This is a genomic window from Caballeronia sp. ATUFL_F1_KS39, assembly GCF_023630985.1.
Classification (GTDB): Bacteria; Pseudomonadota; Gammaproteobacteria; order Burkholderiales; family Burkholderiaceae; genus Caballeronia; species Caballeronia zhejiangensis.
The window spans coordinates 30,724-50,130 of the sequence record NZ_JALQDZ010000014.1 but is presented as its reverse complement, the minus strand read 5'-3'; the positions used below and the strand labels follow the sequence as shown (position 1 = coordinate 50,130).

17 protein-coding genes are annotated in these 19,407 nt (G+C 65.1%); 11 read left to right on the top strand and 6 right to left on the bottom strand.

The features are described from left to right. Positions 1 to 75: 75 nt before the first annotated feature. The 3 genes from prfB to NCR93_RS09010 all read right to left on the bottom strand — a co-directional run bounded on the left by prfB (position 76) and on the right by NCR93_RS09010 (position 4,073). Positions 76 to 1,180, bottom strand: a protein-coding gene (gene prfB / locus NCR93_RS09020; RefSeq protein ID WP_144403574.1) for a peptide chain release factor 2 whose coding sequence is annotated in 2 segments (ribosomal slippage) — positions 76 to 1,098 and positions 1,100 to 1,180 — 1,104 coding nt in all. Because the reading frame shifts where the segments join, the coding sequence is not laid out codon by codon here. A gap of 83 nt (positions 1,181 to 1,263) precedes the next feature. Further along, entirely contained in the window at positions 1,264 to 2,967 is a 1,704-nt protein-coding gene (recJ, locus tag NCR93_RS09015; RefSeq protein WP_175982711.1) for a single-stranded-DNA-specific exonuclease RecJ, read from the bottom strand. Between the two features lie 11 nt (positions 2,968 to 2,978). After that, entirely contained in the window at positions 2,979 to 4,073 is a 1,095-nt protein-coding gene (locus NCR93_RS09010; RefSeq protein WP_008341889.1) for a hypothetical protein, read from the bottom strand. A 156-nt stretch (positions 4,074 to 4,229) separates the two neighbouring features. On the opposite strand from NCR93_RS09010, the gene NCR93_RS09005 reads away from it, so the two are divergent. The 9 genes from NCR93_RS09005 (at position 4,230) to ftsB (ending at position 15,293) form a co-directional block, all read left to right on the top strand. Next, the gene (locus NCR93_RS09005; protein WP_033535777.1) at positions 4,230 to 5,483 is read left to right on the top strand and encodes a lipoprotein-releasing ABC transporter permease subunit; all 1,254 of its coding nucleotides are present in this window, start codon (positions 4,230 to 4,232) and stop codon (positions 5,481 to 5,483) included. Further along, a complete protein-coding gene (lolD, locus tag NCR93_RS09000; protein WP_008341887.1) occupies positions 5,476 to 6,189 on the top strand; it encodes a lipoprotein-releasing ABC transporter ATP-binding protein LolD in 714 nt (237 codons plus the stop codon). Before NCR93_RS09005 ends, lolD begins: the two co-directional genes overlap by 8 nt. 26 nt (positions 6,190 to 6,215) lie before the next feature. Beyond that, positions 6,216 to 7,004: a TatD family hydrolase gene (locus NCR93_RS08995; protein WP_175982710.1), complete on the top strand. Its 789-nt coding sequence runs from the start codon at positions 6,216 to 6,218 to the stop codon at positions 7,002 to 7,004. 61 nt (positions 7,005 to 7,065) lie between these two features. After that, positions 7,066 to 9,552, top strand: coding sequence for a DNA internalization-related competence protein ComEC/Rec2 (locus tag NCR93_RS08990; RefSeq protein ID WP_175982709.1), 2,487 nt, complete (start codon positions 7,066 to 7,068; stop codon positions 9,550 to 9,552). 24 nt (positions 9,553 to 9,576) lie between these two features. Then, entirely contained in the window at positions 9,577 to 10,398 is an 822-nt protein-coding gene (locus tag NCR93_RS08985; RefSeq protein ID WP_008341881.1) for an alpha/beta fold hydrolase, read from the top strand. Between the two features lie 161 nt (positions 10,399 to 10,559). Next, entirely contained in the window at positions 10,560 to 12,248 is a 1,689-nt protein-coding gene (pyrG, locus tag NCR93_RS08980; RefSeq protein WP_008341880.1) for a CTP synthase, read from the top strand. After that, positions 12,245 to 13,099, top strand: a complete 855-nt coding sequence (gene kdsA, locus NCR93_RS08975; protein ID WP_008341878.1) for a 3-deoxy-8-phosphooctulonate synthase — start codon at positions 12,245 to 12,247, stop codon at positions 13,097 to 13,099. Before pyrG ends, kdsA begins: the two co-directional genes overlap by 4 nt. A 329-nt stretch (positions 13,100 to 13,428) precedes the next feature. Next, on the top strand, positions 13,429 to 14,712 hold the full coding sequence (gene eno / locus NCR93_RS08970) for a phosphopyruvate hydratase (RefSeq protein ID WP_008341877.1): 1,284 nt from the start codon (positions 13,429 to 13,431) through the stop codon (positions 14,710 to 14,712). A gap of 113 nt (positions 14,713 to 14,825) precedes the next feature. Next, positions 14,826 to 15,293, top strand: coding sequence for a cell division protein FtsB (gene ftsB / locus NCR93_RS08965; protein WP_008341875.1), 468 nt, complete (start codon positions 14,826 to 14,828; stop codon positions 15,291 to 15,293). Between the two features lie 86 nt (positions 15,294 to 15,379). Here the strand turns inward: ftsB and NCR93_RS08960 are convergent, their stop codons facing one another. From NCR93_RS08960 to NCR93_RS08950, 3 genes are all read right to left on the bottom strand, one after another. Then, positions 15,380 to 15,730, bottom strand: a complete 351-nt coding sequence (locus NCR93_RS08960) for a hypothetical protein (RefSeq protein WP_008341874.1) — start codon at positions 15,728 to 15,730, stop codon at positions 15,380 to 15,382. 164 nt (positions 15,731 to 15,894) lie between these two features. After that, on the bottom strand, positions 15,895 to 16,845 hold the full coding sequence (hslO, locus tag NCR93_RS08955; RefSeq protein ID WP_175982707.1) for an Hsp33 family molecular chaperone HslO: 951 nt from the start codon (positions 16,843 to 16,845) through the stop codon (positions 15,895 to 15,897). A gap of 50 nt (positions 16,846 to 16,895) precedes the next feature. Beyond that, positions 16,896 to 17,420, bottom strand: a complete 525-nt coding sequence (locus tag NCR93_RS08950; protein ID WP_008341871.1) for a gamma carbonic anhydrase family protein — start codon at positions 17,418 to 17,420, stop codon at positions 16,896 to 16,898. A 175-nt stretch (positions 17,421 to 17,595) separates the two neighbouring features. On the opposite strand from NCR93_RS08950, the gene NCR93_RS08945 reads away from it, so the two are divergent. Beyond that, positions 17,596 to 18,435: a ferritin-like domain-containing protein gene (locus NCR93_RS08945; RefSeq protein ID WP_175982706.1), complete on the top strand. Its 840-nt coding sequence runs from the start codon at positions 17,596 to 17,598 to the stop codon at positions 18,433 to 18,435. Between the two features lie 58 nt (positions 18,436 to 18,493). Continuing rightward, positions 18,494 to 19,378: an alpha/beta fold hydrolase gene (locus NCR93_RS08940; protein WP_008341868.1), complete on the top strand. Its 885-nt coding sequence runs from the start codon at positions 18,494 to 18,496 to the stop codon at positions 19,376 to 19,378. Positions 19,379 to 19,407: the final 29 nt, after the last annotated feature.

Here is a 19,407-nt window from a genome sequence, read left to right as displayed (position 1 = left end):
ATGATTGTGGCTTTTTGATGCGAGGCGGGCTGAATTGAAAACGCGGATATCGAAGTCGATACCCGCGTCGGCGAATTAAACGCCCTGTTTCAGACTCGCGCTGATGAAGTCGTCGAGGTCGCCGTCGAGCACGGCGCGCGTGTTGCTCATTTCCACGTTGGTGCGCAAGTCCTTCACGCGGCTCTGGTCGAGCACGTAGGAGCGGATCTGATGGCCCCAGCCCACGTCGGTCTTGCTCGATTCGAGCTTGTCTTGCTCGGCCTGACGCTTGCGCATCTCGAATTCGTAGAGACGCGCCTTGAGCATTTGCATGGCTTCCGCGCGATTGCGGTGCTGCGAGCGGTCGTTCTGGCACTGCACGACGATGCCCGTCGGCGCGTGCGTGAGTCGCACGGCGGAGTCGGTCTTGTTGATGTGCTGGCCGCCCGCGCCGGATGCGCGATACGTGTCCGTGCGGATATCGGCGGGATTGATCTCGATCTCGATCGAATCGTCGATTTCCGGATACACGAACACCGACGAAAACGACGTGTGACGCCCACCCGACGAGTCGAACGGCGACTTGCGCACGAGGCGGTGAATGCCGGTTTCGGTGCGCAGATAGCCGTATGCGTATTCGCCCTCGACCTTGATCGTCGCGCTCTTGATGCCCGCGACGTCGCCTTCGGACTCTTCGAGCACTTCGGTCTTGAAGCCCTTGCGTTCGCAGTAGCGCAGGTACTGGCGCAGCAGCATGGACGCCCAGTCGCACGCTTCGGTGCCGCCCGCGCCCGCCTGGATGTCGATGAAGCAGTTGTTCGGGTCGGCCGGGTTCGAGAACATCCGGCGGAATTCCATGTCTTCGACGCGCAGGCGCAGCGCATCCGCATCGGATTCGGATGCGACGAGCGTGTCCTCGTCGTTTTCCTCGCGCGCCATGCCGAACAGTTCGTCCGCGTCGCGCAGGTCGTTGTCGAGGGCGGTGAGTGCGGAGACCACGCCGTCGAGCAGCTTCTTTTCGCGACCGAGCGCCTGGGCGTTCTTCGAGTCGTTCCAGACGTTCGGGTCTTCGAGTTCCTTATTGACTTCGGCTAGACGCGCGGACTTGGCGTCGTAGTCAAAGATACCCCCGTAGCTCGCCCGCGCGGCGGCGCAGGTCGGCCAGAAGGCTTTCGATCGCGTTGAGACGTTCCGCTTCCATTGTCGATCTTCGGCTTCGTAAAAAGATGAAATTATAGCCGATCGACAGGGTTTCCCCGGCCTTCCGGGTGCGCGGCGGGCCGCTCAGCCCGCGTGCTCCACGATCAGCTGCACCCGCGCGACGCCGTTCCACGAATCGCTGACGAGCCGGTACGCGACGGTCGCGCGGGGCGGCAGCGGATCGACGTGGTTGAACCAGATCGCGTTGAAACGCTGCCGCCCGCGCAACAGTGACAGCTTCAGATGCTTGTCCTTCACGAGCGCCTGCGACGCGACTTCGAACTCGCCGGAGAAGGTCGGCGCGGGAAAGCCCTGTCCCCAGACGGCGGCGTCGAGCATTTCGACGAATTGCGGCGTGAAGTATGCGTCTTCGAGTTCGCCATCGGTTTCGACGGTGCGCGACAGCGCTTCGGCCGTCAGCCATTCGCGCCCGATCGCTTCGAACGCGGCGGTGAAGCGCGGGATGTCGGCGGTGCAAAGCGTCAGGCCCGCGGCCATTGCGTGTCCGCCGAACTTGTGGATGAGGCCGGGCTCGCGTTTGGCGATCAGATCGACGGCGTCGCGCAGATGAAAGCCCGGAATGGAGCGGCCGGAGCCCTTGCTGAGCGTGCCGCTGTCGTCGGCGTGCGCGAATGTGAACGATGGCCGATGAAACCGCTCCTTCAGCCGCCCCGCGACAATGCCGATCACGCCCTGATGCCAGCTCGCGTCGTAGAGCGTGAGCGTGGCGCGCTCGCCCGGATCGATCGTCTGCAATTCGGCGAGCGCCTGCTGCTGCATGCCGGCTTCGATTTCGCGACGCTCGCGGTTCATCGAATCGAGTTGCTGCGCGAGCTCCCAGGCGCGGCCGACATCGTCGGTCGTCAGGCATTCGATGCCGAGCGACATGTCCGACAGCCGTCCCGCCGCGTTGAGGCGCGGCCCGAGTGCAAAGCCGAGATCGAAACCCGACGCCGCGCGCGCATCGCGGCCGGCGGCGCGAAAGAGCGCGGCGATGCCCGGCTGCATGCGGCCCGAGCGAATCCGCTTCAGGCCTTGCGCGACGAGAATGCGGTTGTTGCAGTCGAGCTTCACGACATCGGCGACGGTGCCGAGCGCGACGAGATCGAGCAGGCCATCGAGACGCGGCTCGGGTGTGCCATCGGCATAAGCGCCGCGCCGCCGCAACTCCGCGCGCAACGCGAGCAGCACGTAGAACATGACGCCGACGCCCGCGATGCACTTGCTCGGAAACGCGCAGCCCGGCTGATTCGGATTGACGATCGCGCGCGCGGCGGGCAGCTCGTCGCCGGGCAGGTGATGATCGGTGACGAGCACGTCGATGCCGAGCGCGTTCGCCGCCGCGACGCCATCGACGCTCGCGATGCCGTTATCGACCGTGATGAGCAGATCGGGCAGGCCGCTCTTCGAACGCGACGCCAGCTCGACGATTTCCGGCGTCAGCCCGTAGCCGTATTCGAAGCGGTTCGGAACCAGATAGTCGATTTTCGCGCCGAACATCCGCAGCCCGCGCACGGCGACGGCGCATGCGGTCGCGCCGTCGCAATCGTAGTCCGCGACGACGAGCATGCGCTGTCCCGAGACGAGCGCATCGGCGAGCACGACGGCGGCGGCGTCGCAGCCTTTCAGGCCGGCGGGCGCGTGCAGGCGCTTGAATTCGGTTTCGACTTCATCGGGAGAAGTCACGCCGCGCGATGCGTAAAGACGCGCGATGACGGGATGCAGGCCGTGGCGCATCAGCGCTTCGGCATCGGCGGGAGAAGAAGCGCGCGTAACGATTCGCGTCATTGCAAAGTGCCTTATTCGATGAAGAGCGCCGCGATCGGCCGGCGCCGCCAGAACTTGCGCAGATCGGCGCGCGTGACCGAGAGCGTGACCGAGCCGGTATCGCCGCAAAGCGTGAGACTCAGGCGGCCGAGCGAGCCGTCGAGAAGCGCCTGCAGCGCGGGCGCGAACCACGCGTTTTCCAGCGCCTTGAGCGCATCGTTCCAGCGCGCCCAATCCTGTTCGATGAACGGCGCGGAGAACGCATCGAGCTCGACGAGCGTCGCGTCCTGCGCGTCGTCTTTCGAGAGCGATGCAAACGACGCCGGCGGCATCGACGGCTTCACGCCGGAAGCGAGCGCGAGACCGCGCGTCGCGGCCGCATCGGACATCACGCGCGCGAACGGGCTTTGCACGGGCCGCATCGCGCCTTGTCCGTGGAGCCAGATCGAATTGATCGCAGGCAGGCCGCGCGATTCGCGTTCCAGATTCAGCGGATGTTCGAACCATGCCATCTGCACTTCGTTCTGCAGCTTCATCCACGCGCGCGAGCGATCGCCGGTGCGGGCCTCGTGCGGCAGCCAGATTTCGATGTTGCGCCCGGTCGCGCGCAACGGCGATGCGCCCGCGAGCGCGCCCAGCGCTTCACCCGACACGTACCAGCGTAATGGCGTCGGCGCTTGCAGCGTCACGCCGAGCGCTTCGATCACCGGCCGCGCGGTCTGGAGCAGGGCGCGCGCTTCTTCCGTGTGCACGCCGAGCGTGTCGGGATCGATCAATACGAGATGATCGTGCGCGATACGGACATGAACCGGCTCGATGCAGGCCCAGAGCGCATCGCCGGGCGTGCCGCCGTCGGCGAGCAGCATGAAGGGCGCGAGCGGGGCGTCGTCGGCATAGCGCTGATCGGCGGGCGTCACCGCGCCGAAGCGGCGCGCGATCCAGCGTTCGTGCGGCAGCGTGCGCTGAAAATCCTCGCCGATGACGCGTTCTTCGAGCGTGGCGCGGGCGAGCAGCTTGTCGAGCGCCGCGCTCTCCAGTCCGTGCAGGGCGGTGGCGGCGTCCGCGGCCGAAGGCAGGGCGAACGGCAACAGGAGATGGAGATGATGAACGGGCATGATGCTCGGCATTGTAGGGCAAAGCGCCTTCTCCGATCAGGCTCGGCGCGCCGTTCCCGCCTCGCGGACGAAGGCTGCCAGTGCGTGGCTTTCGCGACATATGGCAAACTTTCGCAAATTTGCTTCACCGGACTCAACAACGCTGGAACAGCAGCAGAAAGGAATCGCTTGAAACTTCCGTACGAATGGCAGATCGGCTGGCGCTACACGCGCGCCAGCAAACGCACCACGGGCAACGGCTTCATCTCCTTCATCGCGCTCGTTTCGATGGCGGGCATCGCGCTCGGCGTCGCCGCGCTGATCGTCGTGCTGTCGGTCATGAACGGCTTCCAGAAGGAAGTGCGCGACCGCATGCTGTCGGTGCTCGCGCACGTCGAAATCTTCTCGCCGACGGGCTCCATGCCCGACTGGCAACTGACCGCGCAGGAAGCGAAGCGCAATCCGGAAGTGATCGGCGCCGCGCCTTATGTCGAAGCGCAGGCGCTGCTCACGCGTCAGGGCGCCGTGAGCGGCGTCGCGCTGCGCGGCGTGGAGCCCACGCTCGAGCCGGAAGTGTCCGACATCGGCAAGGAAATGCGCGCAGGCAAGCTCACGGACCTGAAGCCGGGCGAGTTCGGCATCGTGCTCGGCAAGGATCTCGCGGCCAACCTCGGCGTGACGCGGGGCGACAAGATCACGCTCGTCGCGCCCGAAGGCACCATCACGCCGGCCGGCATGATGCCGCGCCTCAAGCAGTTCACCGTCGTCGGCGTTTTCGAGTCGGGGCACTACGAATACGATTCGACGCTCGCGCTCATCGAAATCCGCGATGCCGAAGCGCTCTTTCGCCTGCCCGCGCCGACCGGCGTGCGCCTGCGCCTGAAGGACATGCAGCGCGCGCCCGAAGTCGCGCGCCAGCTCGCGGGCACGCTGTCGGGCGATCTGTACATTCGCGACTGGACGCAGCAGAACAAGACGTGGTTCTCCGCCGTGCAGATCGAGAAACGCATGATGTTCATCATCCTCACGCTGATCATCGCGGTAGCGGCGTTCAATCTCGTGTCGTCGCTCGTGATGACCGTCACCGATAAGCAGGCCGATATCGCCATTCTGCGCACGCTCGGCGCGCAGCCGGGCTCGATCATGAAGATATTCGTCGTGCAGGGCGTGACGATCGGCTTCATCGGCACGGCCCTCGGCGTGACGCTCGGCTGTCTGATCGCGTGGAGCATTCCATGGCTCGTGCCGATGATCGAGCATCTTTTCAACGTGCAGTTCCTGCCGTCTTCGGTGTATTTCATCAGCGAACTGCCGTCTGAGCTCGTGCCGGGCGATGTCGTCAAGATCGGCGTCATCGCATTTTTGTTGTCGTCGCTCGCCACGCTCTATCCGAGCTGGCGCGGCGCGAAGGTTCGTCCGGCGGAGGCGCTGCGCTATGAGTGATCTGATTCCGGCCAACAACATCGTGCTGCGGGCATCGGCGATTTCGAAGACGTTCGTGCAGGGCGGCTTCAACGTGCAGGTGCTCAACAACGCGCAACTCGACGTGATGAAGGGCGAAAAGCTCGCGATCGTCGGCGCATCGGGCTCGGGTAAAAGCACGCTGCTGCATGTGCTCGGCGGGCTCGACGAACCGAGCGCGGGCAAGGTCTCGCTGCTCGGCAAGCCGTTCACCGAACTGAAGGAAAAGGAACGCAACGAGCTGCGCAATCGCGCGCTCGGTTTCGTGTATCAGTTCCATCATCTGCTGCCGGAATTCACGGCGCTCGACAACGTCGCGATGCCGCTGCGCATCCGCCGCATGCCCGAGGAAGACGCGCGCAAGGAAGCGCTCGTCATGCTGGAGCGCGTGGGCATCGGGCATCGGGCGAAGCATCGGCCGGGCGAATTGTCGGGCGGCGAGCGTCAGCGCGTGGCGATCGCGCGGGCGCTCGTCACGCATCCCGCATGCGTGCTCGCCGACGAACCCACCGGCAATCTCGACGGCGGCACCGCCGATACCGTCTTCAACCTGATGCTGGAGCTGTCGCGCACGCTCGAGACGAGCTTCGTGATCGTCACGCACGATCCCGATCTCGCCGCGCGCTGCGACCGCATCCTGCGCCTGCGCGACGGCGTGCTGCACGAAGAGCCGGTCGTGCCGGTCTGAATCTTTCGCGACGCGCGGAGGCCGCCATGTGGATCGATACGCACTGTCATCTGGATGCCGGCGAATTCGATGCCGACCGCGATGCCGTCGCCGATGCCGCGCTCGATGCGCTCGTGACGCGCATCGTGATTCCGGGCGTCGGGCGCTTCAACTTCGACACGGTGCGGGCGCTGGCGCATCGCATCGAAGGCGGCGCGTACGCGCTCGGCATTCATCCGCTCTTCACGCCGGGCGCGCACGAAGACGACCTGCGCGCGCTGCGCGAGGAAATCGAAGCGAGCATGGACGATCCGCGCTTTGTGGGCATCGGCGAAATCGGGCTGGATTACTTCGTGCCGACGCTCGACGACGCCCGCCAGCAGTTCTTCTACAACGAGCAACTGAAGCTCGCGCGCGAGTTCGATCTGCCGGTCATCTGTCATGTGCGCAAGTCGCAGGACAAGGTGCTGAAGGGCTTGCGCGCGCACGACATTCATCGCGGCATCGCGCATGCGTTCAACGGCAGTTTCCAGCAGGCCGAGGCGTTCATCGCGCAAGGCATGCATCTCGGCTTCGGCGGCAATCTCACGTTCGAGCGCGCGCTGCAGATCCGCCGGCTCGCGACGGAGCTGCCGCTCGACGCGATCGTGCTCGAAACCGATGCGCCCGACATCGCGCCGTCCTGGCGCTACAAGCAACGCAACACGCCGGACCAGGTCGCGCGCATCGCGCAAGTGCTCGCGCAACTGCGCGGCATCGACGAAAACGTGCTTTCCCTAGGCACAACGGCTAACGCTCACGCTGCGCTCCCACGGCTCGCGCTCGCCTCTTCATAATCGTTTCGATGGACGCATCGGCTGCATGCGTTCGCCGTGACGAGGAACGAAGAGGGAAGACGTGCGGGCGATTCTGCTGGGATTTGCATTGGGTGTCTGGTGGTTGCAGCAGCAGGCTCGCTTGCCGGATGTCATCGCGTGGTGCGCGTGCTGCACGGCGTTCGTCATCGCGATTGCGTCGGGCGCGATCGAGCCGCGTGCGCGCATCGCGAGCTTCGCGCTGGCTGCTTGCGCGCTGGGTTTCGCGTGTGCGGCGATACGCGCGGATGTGCGGCTGCGCGAACAATTGCCAGCACGCTACGAGCAGCGCGACATCGAACTGACGGGTTTCGTGCGCGGCATGCCCGAGCGACGCGCCGACGGTACGCGCTTTCTCTTCGAAGTCGAGGCCAACGGCGCGAAATTGCATGACTTTCCGCGCGTCGTGCGCTTGCTTTGGATGTCGGGCGATCATGTTCCGGACCTGCACGCCGGCGAGCGATGGAGCTTGATGGCGCGTTTGAAGCGTCCGCATGCCAACGCCAACTTCGGTCTGCGCGATGCCGAAGCAACGCTGCTCGAACGCGGCATTCGCGCGACGGGTTATGTATCGGCAGCACGCGAGCCGCGCCGTTTGCACGCCGATGCGTCGGGTCCGCGGCTGACGATCGACCGGCTGCGTGCGCGCGCACGCGAACGCATCGAGACCGTGCTCGGCGATGCGCCGCATCGCGGGATCATCGTCGCGCTCGCGGTGGGCGCGCAGGACGCCGTCAGCGATGCCGACTGGACCGTCATGCGCGCGACCGGCACGAGTCATCTCGTTGCGATATCGGGCTTGCATATCGGCTTCGTCGCGGGGCTGGCGGCGTTGATCGTCGGATTCGTGTGGAAGCGCGTGCGCTTGCGCGGCCTGAGCGCGCCGTTGATCGCGGCCACGCCGAAAGCGGCGGCCATCGGCGCGACCGTGTTCGCTGCGTGCTATGCCGCGCTCGCCGGTTTCAACGTGCCCGCGCAACGCACGCTGTGGATGCTGCTGGTCGTTGCGCTCGCGTTTTTCTTCGGACGACGGCCGTCGTCGTCGCTCGTGCTGCTGTGGGCGCTCGCGTTCGTGCTGATCGCGGATCCGTGGGCGGTGACAGCGCCGGGATTCTGGCTGTCGTTCTGCGCGGTGGCGGCGATTCTGCATGCGATCGCGTCGGCGGGACGTCGCGCGTCGCGGGCGCAAACGGAAGAACGGGACGACGTCGATCAATGGGATCGCGTCGATCCGAGCGAAGTCGGTCATCGTCCGCAACATGTCGCGAAGCGCAGGCCGCTCGCGATCGTCGCGCGGTTCGCCGCGCGCGCGCGGCGGTATATCGCGTCGAGCGCGCGTGTGCAGTACGCGGTGACGATCGCGCTCGCGCCGCTCACCGTCTACTGGTTCTCGCAGATTCCGCTGCTCGGTCCGCTCGCGAATGCGTTCGCCATCCCGTGGATCAGCGCGCTCGTGACGCCCGCGACGCTCGCCGGTCTCATGCTTCCCGCACCGCTCGATGCGCCGATGCTTCACGTCGCCCATGCCGCGTTGTCCGTGCTCTGCGACATGCTCGCGCGTCTCGCGAATGCCGCGCCCGCGTCGCTCTGGCTTTTGCCCCGGCCGGATGCGTTCGCGCTCGCGGCATCGTGCGTCGGCGTCGCATGGGCGCTCGCGCCGCGCGGCTGGCCGTTGCGCTTCGCCGCGCCGCTGACGTGGCTGCCGCTGCTCGCGCCCGCGATGCATCCCGCGCCGGTCGGCGCGTTTCGCGTCACCGCGCTCGATATCGGCCAGGGCTCGGCGCTCGTCGTCGAAACGGCGCGGCACACGTTGCTCTTCGACGCCGGTCCCGGTCCCGAATCGACGCATGCGGGCGAGCGGATCGTGGTGCCGTATCTGCAGGCTGCGGGCGTGCGCGCGCTCGATGCGCTCGTCATCAGTCATTCCGATTCGGATCACGCGGGCGGCGCGCCGGCGGTGCTGCAATCGATCGCCGTGCGGCAACTGCTCGCGTCGCTGCCCGCGCAGGACGCGTCGTGGTCCGATGCGCGCGCACGCGGCGCGCAGACGCTGCGTTGCGCGGCGGGGCAGCGCTGGACGTGGGACGGCGTCGAATTCCGAATGCTGTGGCCCGAGCCGGGACCGCTTTCGGGCAAGCCGAATCGGCAGTCGTGCGTGCTCAAGGTGACGAACGCGGCGGGACGCTCGGCGCTCTTCGCCGCCGATATCGAAGCGGACGTCGAACGCATGCTGATCGCGCGCGACGCGTCAGACCTGCGCGCCGATGTGCTCATCGTGCCGCATCACGGCAGCCGCACTTCGTCCACCGAGCCTTTCCTCGATTCTGTCGGGCCGTTGGCCGCGATATTTCAGGTAGGCTATCGCAACCGTTTTCATCATCCGCATCCGACCGTTTTCGCGCGCTACCGGATGCGCGACATCGTGCTTTCGCGCAGCGACGAAGACGGCGCGGCGCGTATCGAAATCGGTTCGCAGATTACGTTCGAGCGCTACCGGCAAAGCCACGCGCGCTACTGGATGGCGCGCTAAACGCTAAAAAAACAAGAGACACGCTTGAAAGACATCATCCATTTCTCGCACGCGAACGGTTTTCCCGCATCGACGTATCGCACGATGTTCGCGGAGCTTTCCGACGAATACGAAGTTCGCAGCATCGAGCGCATCGGTCATGACGCGCGCTTTCCCGTGACACGCGACTGGCCGTATCTCGTCGATCAGCTCATCGACGACATGAGCCGCTATCGGCGCGAAGCCGACGGCGATCATCCGAAGGTGTGGCTCGTCGGGCATTCGCTCGGCGGCTATCTGTCGCTGATGGCGGCGCTGAAGCGTCCGGAATGGGTGAAGGGCGTGGTGATGCTCGATTCGCCGGTGATCGCGGGCTGGAAGAGCGGACTCCTGCGCGTCACGCAATGGACCGGGCTGGACGAGCGCCTGTCGCCCGCCGCCGCGACGCGCAAGCGCCGCACGCAGTGGGCGAGCCGCGACGAGGCGTGGCGGCATTTCCTGTCGAAACCGGCGTTCGCGCGCTGGGACGAACGCATGCTGTCCGACTATATCGATTTCGGCATTCCGCAGACCCATGCGAACGGCGCACGCTCGCTCGCATTCGATCGCCATGTGGAATATCTGATCTATCGCACGCTGCCGCACACGCTCGGCGCGCGGCTCGCGCACGGCGCGCCGGTGCCCGTCGGTTTCATCGCGGGGACGCATTCGCGCGAAGTGCGCCAGGTCGGGCTCGGGATGACGCGGCGCATCGCGGGCGAGCACATCGAATGGATGGAAGGCAGCCATCTCTTTCCGATGGAGCGCCCGATCGACACCGCGCGCGCCGTGCAGCGGCTGCTCACGGCCATGCAGACGGCGCGCTGAAAAGGGCGCGAGCACGCGCGCGGGACTTGACGAACGGCCCGCGTCACGTTCCGCAAAAATGACGCCGAAATGCGCGGATTTGTAGCCAATATCCGCGCCGGGCGCGCTTCGTGGGAACCGGCCTTTACGGTATAATCCGTTTTTCCCGCGAGCATCTAGCGATGACCAAATATGTATTCGTCACCGGCGGCGTAGTTTCGTCCCTTGGCAAGGGTATTGCCGCCGCCTCTCTCGCCGCGATCCTCGAATCGCGCGGTCTCAAAGTCACTCTCCTCAAGCTCGATCCCTACATCAACGTCGACCCCGGCACGATGAGCCCGTTCCAGCACGGGGAAGTGTTCGTGACGGAAGACGGAGCGGAGACCGACCTCGACCTCGGCCATTACGAGCGCTTCATCAGCACGAAGATGCGCAAGGCCAATAACTTCACCACGGGCCAGATCTACGAATCGGTGATCCGCAAGGAACGCCGCGGCGAGTATCTCGGCAAGACGGTGCAGGTCATTCCGCATATCACCAACGAAATCCAGGCATTCGTGGAGCGCGGCGCCGCTGCGGCGACGTGCGGCCAGCCGGACGTGGCGATCGTGGAAATCGGCGGCACGGTGGGCGACATCGAATCGCTGCCGTTCCTCGAAGCCGCGCGTCAGATGAGCCTGCGCATGGGCCGCAACAGCGCGTGCTTCGTGCACCTCACGCTCGTGCCGTTCATCGCGACGGCGGGTGAACTCAAGACGAAGCCCACGCAGCACAGCGTGCAGAAGCTGCGCGAAATCGGTATCTATCCGAACGTGCTCCTGTGCCGCGCCGACCGCCGCATTCCCGACGACGAGCGCGCCAAGATTTCCATGTTCTCGAACGTGCCCGAAGACGCGGTCATTTCCGTTTGGGACGCGGACAGCATCTACAAGATTCCGCAGATGCTCAACGACCAGCACCTCGACGACATCATCTGTGAAGAGCTGAAGCTCGCGCCGCCGCCGGCCGATCTGGCGATGTGGTCGAACCTCGTCGAGAAGCTCGAAAATCCGAAGCACGAAGTGACCATCGGCATGGTCGGCAAGTACGTCGAGCTCACCGAATCGTACAAGTCGCTGATCGAAGCGTTGCGTCACGCGGCCATCCATACGTCGACGAAGGTCAACATCGAGTACATCGATTCCGAGCAGATCGACGCCGAAGGCACCGACGCACTGAAGCACCTCGACGCCGTGCTGGTGCCGGGCGGTTTCGGCCGTCGCGGCACGGAAGGCAAGATCAAGGCGATCCGCTACGCACGCGAATCGAAGACGCCGTATCTCGGCATCTGCCTCGGCATGCAGCTCGCGGTGATCGAGTTCGCGCGCGATGTCGCCGGTCTCGCCGATGCGAATTCCACCGAGTTCGATCAGGACACGGGCAACCCGGTCGTCGCGCTCATCACGGAGTGGTACGACCGCGCGGGCCGCATCGAAAAGCGCAACGAAGAGTCGGATCTCGGCGGCACCATGCGCCTCGGCTCGCAGAAGTGCCCGATCAAGCCGGGAACGATGGCCGAGCGCATCTACGGCAGCGATGTGAACGAGCGTCATCGTCACCGTTATGAAGTCAATAACCGTTTCGTGCCCCAGCTCGAAGCCGGCGGGCTTATCATCAGCGCCCGTACGCCGAGCGAGGATCTGCCCGAGATGATGGAGTTGCCGCAGTCGCTGCACCCGTGGTTCGTCGGCGTGCAGTTCCACCCCGAATTCACGTCGACGCCGCGCGACGGGCATCCGCTCTTCAAGGCATTCGTCGATGCAGCGCGCGCGCACGCCGAAGGCAATGGCGTGAAGGCGCCGGCGAAAGCCACCGCGGGAGCGCAAGCATGAAGCTGTGTCATTTCGAAGCGGGCCTCGACAAGCCGTTCTTCCTGATCGCGGGCACGTGCGTCGTCGAGTCGGAGCAAATGACCATCGACGTCGCCGGCCGGCTGAAGGAAATCACGCAGAAGCTCGGCATTCCGTTCATCTACAAGTCGTCGTTCGACAAGGCGAACCGCAGTTCGGGCAAGTCGTATCGCGGTCCGGGCATGGACGAAGGCCTGCGCATTCTCGGCGAAGTGAAGAAGCAGCTCGGCGTGCCCGTTCTCACGGACGTGCACACCGAGGAAGAAATCGAAGCGGTCGCATCGGTCGTGGACGTGCTGCAAACGCCCGCGTTCCTCTGCCGTCAGACCGACTTCATCCACGCGTGCGCGCGCTCGGGCAAACCGGTCAACATCAAGAAGGGCCAGTTTCTCGCGCCGCACGACATGAAGAACGTGATCGACAAGGCGCGCGACGCCGCGCGTGAAGCGGGTCTGTCGGAAGACCGCTTCATGGCGTGCGAGCGCGGCGTGTCGTTCGGCTATAACAACCTCGTGTCCGACATGCGCTCGCTCGCGATCATGCGCGAAACCAACGCGCCGGTCGTCTTCGATGCCACCCATTCGGTGCAGTTGCCGGGCGGGCAGGGCACGAGCTCGGGCGGTCAGCGCGAATTCGTGCCGGTGCTGGCGCGTGCGGCGGTCGCGACGGGCGTGGCGGGCCTCTTCATGGAGACGCATCCGGACCCGGCCTGCGCGAAGTCCGACGGCCCGAACGCGGTGCCGCTGCATCACATGGAAGCGCTGCTTTCGACGCTCATCACGATCGATCGCGCGGTGAAAAGCGGTTCGTTCCTCGAGAACGACTTCAACTGAGCGTCGGCAGCAAAAAGTAGTACGGCGCGGGCGTCATCATGGGCGCCCGTGTTGCGAGATCAGGCCGTCCGGCGTCATCCGGGCAACGGAGGAGCGTGCAACGCATCGGGGCGGCATCCGCAACCGGCGGATGAGACGCCCGCTCCCCACGAAAGCGATGCGGACCGGATTCGATCCGGTCCCGAAACGACCGCTCTTTGCGCCGGAGCTGAACCCGGCGGTCATCGAATGGGTCTGAGCGAAGCCAGTGAAGCGTGTATCGAAGTGTAAAAACAGGCGGCGCGCTTCGTTGTGACTGACAGAATTCATCGTCATTTCTTGAGGAAACCATGAGTGCTATCGTAGATATCATCGGCCGCGAGATTCTCGATTCGCGAGGCAATCCGACCGTCGAATGCGACGTGTTGCTCGAGTCGGGCACGATGGGCCGCGCGGCGGTGCCTTCGGGCGCATCCACCGGCTCGCGCGAGGCCATCGAATTGCGCGACGGCGAAGCGGGCCGCTACGGCGGCAAGGGCGTGCTTAAGGCCGTCGAACACATCAACACCGAGATTTCCGAAGCCATCATGGGCCTCGACGCCTCGGAACAGGCTTTCCTCGACAAGACCCTGCTCGAACTCGACGGCACCGACAACAAGTCGCGTCTCGGCGCGAACGCGATGCTCGCGGTGTCGATGGCGGTCGCGAAGGCTGCCGCCGAAGAAGCCGGCCTGCCGCTGTACCGCTACTTCGGCGGCTCGGGCGCGATGCAGCTTCCGGTGCCGATGATGAACATCGTCAACGGCGGCGCGCACGCGAACAACAGCCTGGACATCCAGGAATTCATGATCGTCCCGGTGAGCCAGCCGACGTTCCGCGAAGCGCTGCGTTGCGGCGCGGAAGTGTTCCACGCGCTGAAGAAGATCCTGGCCGAGCGCGGCATGAGCACCGCGGTGGGCGACGAAGGCGGCTTCGCGCCGAACTTCGGCAGCAACGACGAGTGCCTGTCGACGATTCTGCAAGCCATCGAGAAGGCCGGTTATCGCGCCGGTGAAGATGTGCTGCTCGCGCTCGACTGCGCGGCGAGCGAGTTCTATCACGACGGCAAGTACCAACTGGCTGGCGAAGGCCTGCAACTGTCGTCGACCGAATTCGCGGATTACCTCGCCACGCTCGCCGACAAGTTCCCGATCGTGTCGATCGAAGACGGCATGCACGAGTCGGACTGGGAAGGCTGGAAGACGCTGACCGACAAGCTCGGCAAGAAGATCCAGCTCGTCGGCGACGATCTCTTCGTCACGAACACGCGCATTCTGAAGGAAGGCATCGAGAAGGGCATCGCGAACTCGATCCTCATCAAGATCAACCAGATCGGCACGCTGACGGAAACCTTCGCGGCGATCGAAATGGCCAAGCGCGCGGGCTACACGGCGGTCATCTCGCACCGCTCGGGCGAGACGGAAGATTCGACCATCGCGGACATCGCGGTCGGCCTGAACGCCGGCCAGATCAAGACCGGCTCGCTGTCGCGCAGCGATCGCATCTCGAAGTACAACCAGTTGCTGCGCATCGAGGAAGATCTCGGCGATATCGCCAGCTACCCGGGCAAGTCGGCGTTTTACAACTTGCGCTAAAGCTTTTGCCGCTTTAGTCGATAAGGACGCTTAGTGGTCTTTGAAGCGTCATCTTTTGAAGCCCGTCGCCCGGGGCAGCTTGCCGCCGGGCGGCGCTTATTTCGGCTACGTGAATGCGGCTCGTAACTGTCGTTCTGGTTCTTTTGCTGGTGCTGATCCAATACCCGCTCTGGTGGGGACATGGCGGCTGGCTGCGCGTGCATGAATTGCAGCAGCAGCTCGCGCAGCAGACGGACAAGAACACGAATCTGAGACTGCGCAACGAGCGCGTCCAGGGCGAAGTGCAGGACCTGCAAAACGGCACCGCCGCCGTGGAAGAGCGCGCGCGCTACGAGATGGGCATGGTGAAGGACAGCGAGGTGTTCGTGCAGTTCGTCTCGCCGAATTCGAACGCGCCCGTCAATTCCGCGAACGTGCCGGGCATGAACGGCTCGACGCGCGGTCAGGTTTCAGCGGCGCCGCTGCGGGTGGTGCCGAATCCCGTGTCGCGCTCGAAGCAGGAGTTGCGCGAGCTGGACAAGAAGGCGCAGAAGGAAAAAGCGGCCGAAGCGAAGAAAAAGCAGCAGGGCGCGGCGCAGTAAGACGCCGGCTGGTTGAGAGAAAAAATGGCGCGGTCACGACCGCGCCATTTTTGTATTTGGCAAACAAAGGTGGATGGCCGCCTCGCCTACCACGAAGTGCCGAATCCGATGCCGGTGCCCCAGTACGGGCCGCCCCAGCCGCCGCTCGAATAGCCGCCGTAGACCGACACCGGCGCGGGCGCGTAGAACTGCGACATCGTCTTCGCGGCGTTGCCAGCCGCGGCTGCCTGCTGCGATTCGTTGAGCGCCTGCTTGTCGATGGCGTTGTAGCGGTCCATCTCCTGCTGCGGCGTGAGCGTCTGTTGCGGCGCAGGCGATGTGTCGGGCAAGCGGCTATAGATCGGCGACGGGCCGGGCGGATCCATCATGCAGCCGGCGACGAGCGCGACCCCGGCCAGACACGGCAGCAATTTCCAGTTGAGCGTTGCGGTTTTCATTTTGCGACCTCCAGCGGGCCGGACATCTGTGCAGGAGTCCCATCATAGCTTGCGGAATCTGTCGTGAGAGCCGGGCCGAAAGCAGGCCGCAAGCGGCGCGCCGTGCTTCGAGCGCCACCGGCGCGCGTGGCGAAACCTCGACTGGACAAGGCTTGCGCGGCGTTTCAGTGGCGCCGGTCCGACGCCGGGCTCACACCTTGTGAGAGTTCGTTTGCGACAAAAAGTTGCGCAACGTCGACGGAGTCGAAGTCATAGCGCTGGTTGCAGAACTCGCAATGCACTTCGACATTGCCGCGCTCCACGATCACGCTGTCGACTTCCTCGCGGCCGAGCATCTTCAGCATGCCGCCGACCTTCTCGCGCGAACATGTGCACTGGAAGCGCGCCGCTGCCGGCTCGAAGTGCTGGACGTTTTCTTGCCAGAAAAGGCGCTTGAACACGGTATCCGGCTCTTCCTTCAGCAATTCGTCGTTCGAAAGCGTGCTGCCGAGATGGCAGACGCGCTGCCACGTATCGGCGTCGTGCTCGCCCGGATGCGGAACGATGCCGCCATCGCCCGGCAGCTTCTGCAGCAGCAGGCCGACGGCGCGGTCGGTATCGGCGGCGAGCCACAAGCGTGTGTCGAGCTGCTCGGAGTGATGCATGTAGTGCTCGAGCACTTCGGCCATCGACTTGAGCGCGCCATGCTCGTCCGACAGCGGCACGATGCCCTGATACGGTTGCTGCCCCGGCTTTTTGTCGGAGGGATCGAGCGTGATGACGCAGCGGCCGCGCCCGTGACGGTTCAGCAGGTCCGGCAGCGACATTTCGCTGTCGAGCTCGCTCTCGCCGCCATCGGCCAGCTTCGCCGTGGCGCGCAGCGACAGGTTGGAATTGCACTGCACGACCAGCATCTTCACGGGGCCGTCGCCGTAGATCTGCATGATGAGCGTGCCGTCGAACTTGAGGTTCGCGGACAGCAGCGCGCATGCGGCCATCATTTCGCCGAGCACGTTGCGCACGGCCACGGGATACGAGCGGCGCGCGAGCACTTCCTGCCACGTATGACGCAACGAGACGATCTCGCCGCGCACCGGCGCCGCGTTGAACATGAATTTCTGCAACTGGTCGTTCACAACTCTTCCTTGGGTGTTGAGGCTGCTGCGCCGTCTCGTGCGGCGTCCGTTCAGCCGATACGCACGAGGTGCGCCTTGTAATATTCGCGACGGTCGGCATAACTCGCCGTGGCCGCACGCATGCGGGCGATATCCGCCTCGCCGATTTCCCGCACTGCCTTGGCGGGCGCGCCGAGAATCAGCGTATTGTCCGGAAACACCTTGCCTTCGGTGACGACGGCGCCCGCGCCAACCAGACAGTTGCGGCCGATCACCGCGCCATTCAAGACCACCGCCTGGATTCCGATCAGCGAGCCTTCTTTGATCGTGCAGCCGTGCAGCATTGCCTGATGGCCGACGGTGACATCGCTCTCGATCGTCAGAGGAAAACCCGGATCGGCGTGGAGTACCGCGCCTTCCTGCACGTTGCTGCCGCGTCCGACGACGATCGGCTCGTTGTCGCCGCGCAGCGCCGCGCCGGGCCAGACACTCGCGTTTTCCTCGAGCGTCACCCGGCCGATGATGGTCGCGGTGTCCGCGAGAAACACGCTTTCGTGGATGGTCGGGGCGTCGTCGCCGAGTTTGTAGATGGCCACATTGTCTCCTGAGGCGTGATGTCGTGAAGGTGGGACTACAATGCGCGCCTGCCGGTGAGGCGGCGCACGCGCATTGTTGCGCGTTTTGAGGCGTCCGCCGGGATTACCATTTTAGCTGTTTGCCGTAAGCGTCCGCTGGAACGCAGTGTTCGACGCCCGTTTTCGAGACAGTCCGATGCACGACCTTGTCATTTCCCCGGAAGCCGATGACTGCGCCCGCCGCGCAGCGCTCGCGGTCCTGCGCGAGCGCGATCCCGCGACGAAAGCCGCGCGCGCCCGCGCACTTCTCGATGCGGCGCGCGCCCAGCCGTCGCGGATCGATCCACGAGCCGAGTTCGCGGAACCCGGCGATCTGCCTGGCCGGCCCGAGCGTCCGGCGCTCGTGGAGCCATCGTCGCTGAAGCGTCGCAGCATGCAGTCGGATGCGGGGCGTGCCGTGCTGTTGCACGCGCTCGCGCACATCGAATTCAACGCGATCAATCTCGCGCTCGATGCCGTCTGGCGATTTCCGTCGATGCCGCAGGATTTTTATCTCGACTGGTTGAGGGTGGCGGCGGAGGAGGCGCATCACTTTTCGCTGCTGAGCGCGCGCCTCGCCGATTTCGGCCACGCTTACGGCGACTTCCCGGCGCACGATGGGCTGTGGGACATGGCGCAACGCACGCGCGGCGATGTGCTGGCGCGCATGGCGCTCGTGCCGCGGACACTGGAGGCGCGCGGGCTCGACGCGTCGCCGCCGATCAGAAAGCGTCTCGCGCAGGCGGGCGATCACCCGTCCGCGGCGATCCTCGACGTCATCCTGCGCGATGAAGTCGGCCATGTGTTGATCGGCAATCGCTGGTTCCGATTTCTGTGCGACGCGCGAAATCTGGACCCGCACACGACTTACGAACGCCTCGCCGCGCAATATCGCGCGCCGAAGCTGCGCGGCCCGTTCAATTTCGAAGCGCGCCGCGACGCCGGTTTCGACGAAGCCGAACTGCGCGCACTCGCCGGCTTGGACGATGCGAAGTAGGGCAGGTTCTTCGTCGCTATAATCGAACGATCATCCTTTTTTACTTCGAGACGACACCATGAAAGATTCGCGCTCCGAATTCGTCGACGCGCGCGGCGTGCGCCTGCACGTACGCCGCTGGGGCTCGCCCGACGCCCCGATGCTCTTCATGCTGCACGGCTGGATGGATATCGGCGCGTCGTTCCAGTTCGTCGTCGATGCACTCGCGGGCGACTGGCAAGTGCTCGCGCCCGATGCGCGCGGCTTCGGGCTCTCCGACTGGCCGGTCGCGCAGAAGGGCGGCGGCCATTACTACTTTCCCGACTATCTCTCCGATCTCGACGTGCTGTTCGACCATTACGCGCCGGGCGGTCAGGTGAACATCGTCGGCCACAGCATGGGCGCGAACGTCGCGCTGCTGTACGCGGGCGTGCGGCCCGCGCGCGTGCGCCGCGTGGTCGATCTCGAAGGCTTCGGATTGCCGGCGGCGCGCGCGTCGCAATCGCCGGGGCGCATTTCGCAATGGCTCGACGATCTGCGCGCGCCGCCCGCGCTGCGCAGCTACGCGAGCCTCGACGAAGTCGCCGACCGGCTGATCCGCACGAATCCGCGTCTGCCGCTCGCGCGTGCGCGCTATCTCGCGCAACACTGGTCCCGCGAGGAAGCGGATGGGCGCTTCCATCTGCTTGCCGATCCGGCGCACAAATTGCGCGGACCGACGCTGTATCGGCTCGACGAGGTGAGCGCGGCGTGGGCGCGCGTGGCGGCGCCCGTGCTGCACGTCGAGGCGAAGGATTCGCCGACGCTCGCGGCTTTCGCGGGCGAGACGCCCATCGCCGAATTCAAGACGCGCTTTCAGGCGTTTCCCGACTGGCGCGAGGAAATCGTCGACGAGGCCGGTCACATGATCCATCACGATCAGCCGGAGCGCGTCGCGGCGCTCGTCGAATCGTTCTGCGCGTGAGCGGCGCAGCACGGAACGAAGGAACTACA

Bases quoted from the DNA above. Each gene is read 5' to 3' on its own strand.
- recJ (WP_175982711.1), bottom strand. From the start codon at position 2,967: ATGACGCGAATCGTTACGCGCGCTTCTTCTCCCGCCGATGCCGAAGCG.
- NCR93_RS09010 (WP_008341889.1), bottom strand. From the start codon at position 4,073: ATGCCGAGCATCATGCCCGTTCATCATCTCCATCTCCTGTTGCCGTTC.
- lolD (WP_008341887.1), top strand. From the start codon at position 5,476: ATGAGTGATCTGATTCCGGCCAACAACATCGTGCTGCGGGCATCGGCG.
- NCR93_RS08995 (WP_175982710.1), top strand. From the start codon at position 6,216: ATGTGGATCGATACGCACTGTCATCTGGATGCCGGCGAATTCGATGCC.
- pyrG (WP_008341880.1), top strand. From the start codon at position 10,560: ATGACCAAATATGTATTCGTCACCGGCGGCGTAGTTTCGTCCCTTGGC.
- kdsA (WP_008341878.1), top strand. From the start codon at position 12,245: ATGAAGCTGTGTCATTTCGAAGCGGGCCTCGACAAGCCGTTCTTCCTG.
- eno (WP_008341877.1), top strand. From the start codon at position 13,429: ATGAGTGCTATCGTAGATATCATCGGCCGCGAGATTCTCGATTCGCGA.
- ftsB (WP_008341875.1), top strand. From the start codon at position 14,826: ATGCGGCTCGTAACTGTCGTTCTGGTTCTTTTGCTGGTGCTGATCCAA.
- NCR93_RS08960 (WP_008341874.1), bottom strand. From the start codon at position 15,730: ATGAAAACCGCAACGCTCAACTGGAAATTGCTGCCGTGTCTGGCCGGG.
- NCR93_RS08945 (WP_175982706.1), top strand. From the start codon at position 17,596: ATGCACGACCTTGTCATTTCCCCGGAAGCCGATGACTGCGCCCGCCGC.
- NCR93_RS08940 (WP_008341868.1), top strand. From the start codon at position 18,494: ATGAAAGATTCGCGCTCCGAATTCGTCGACGCGCGCGGCGTGCGCCTG.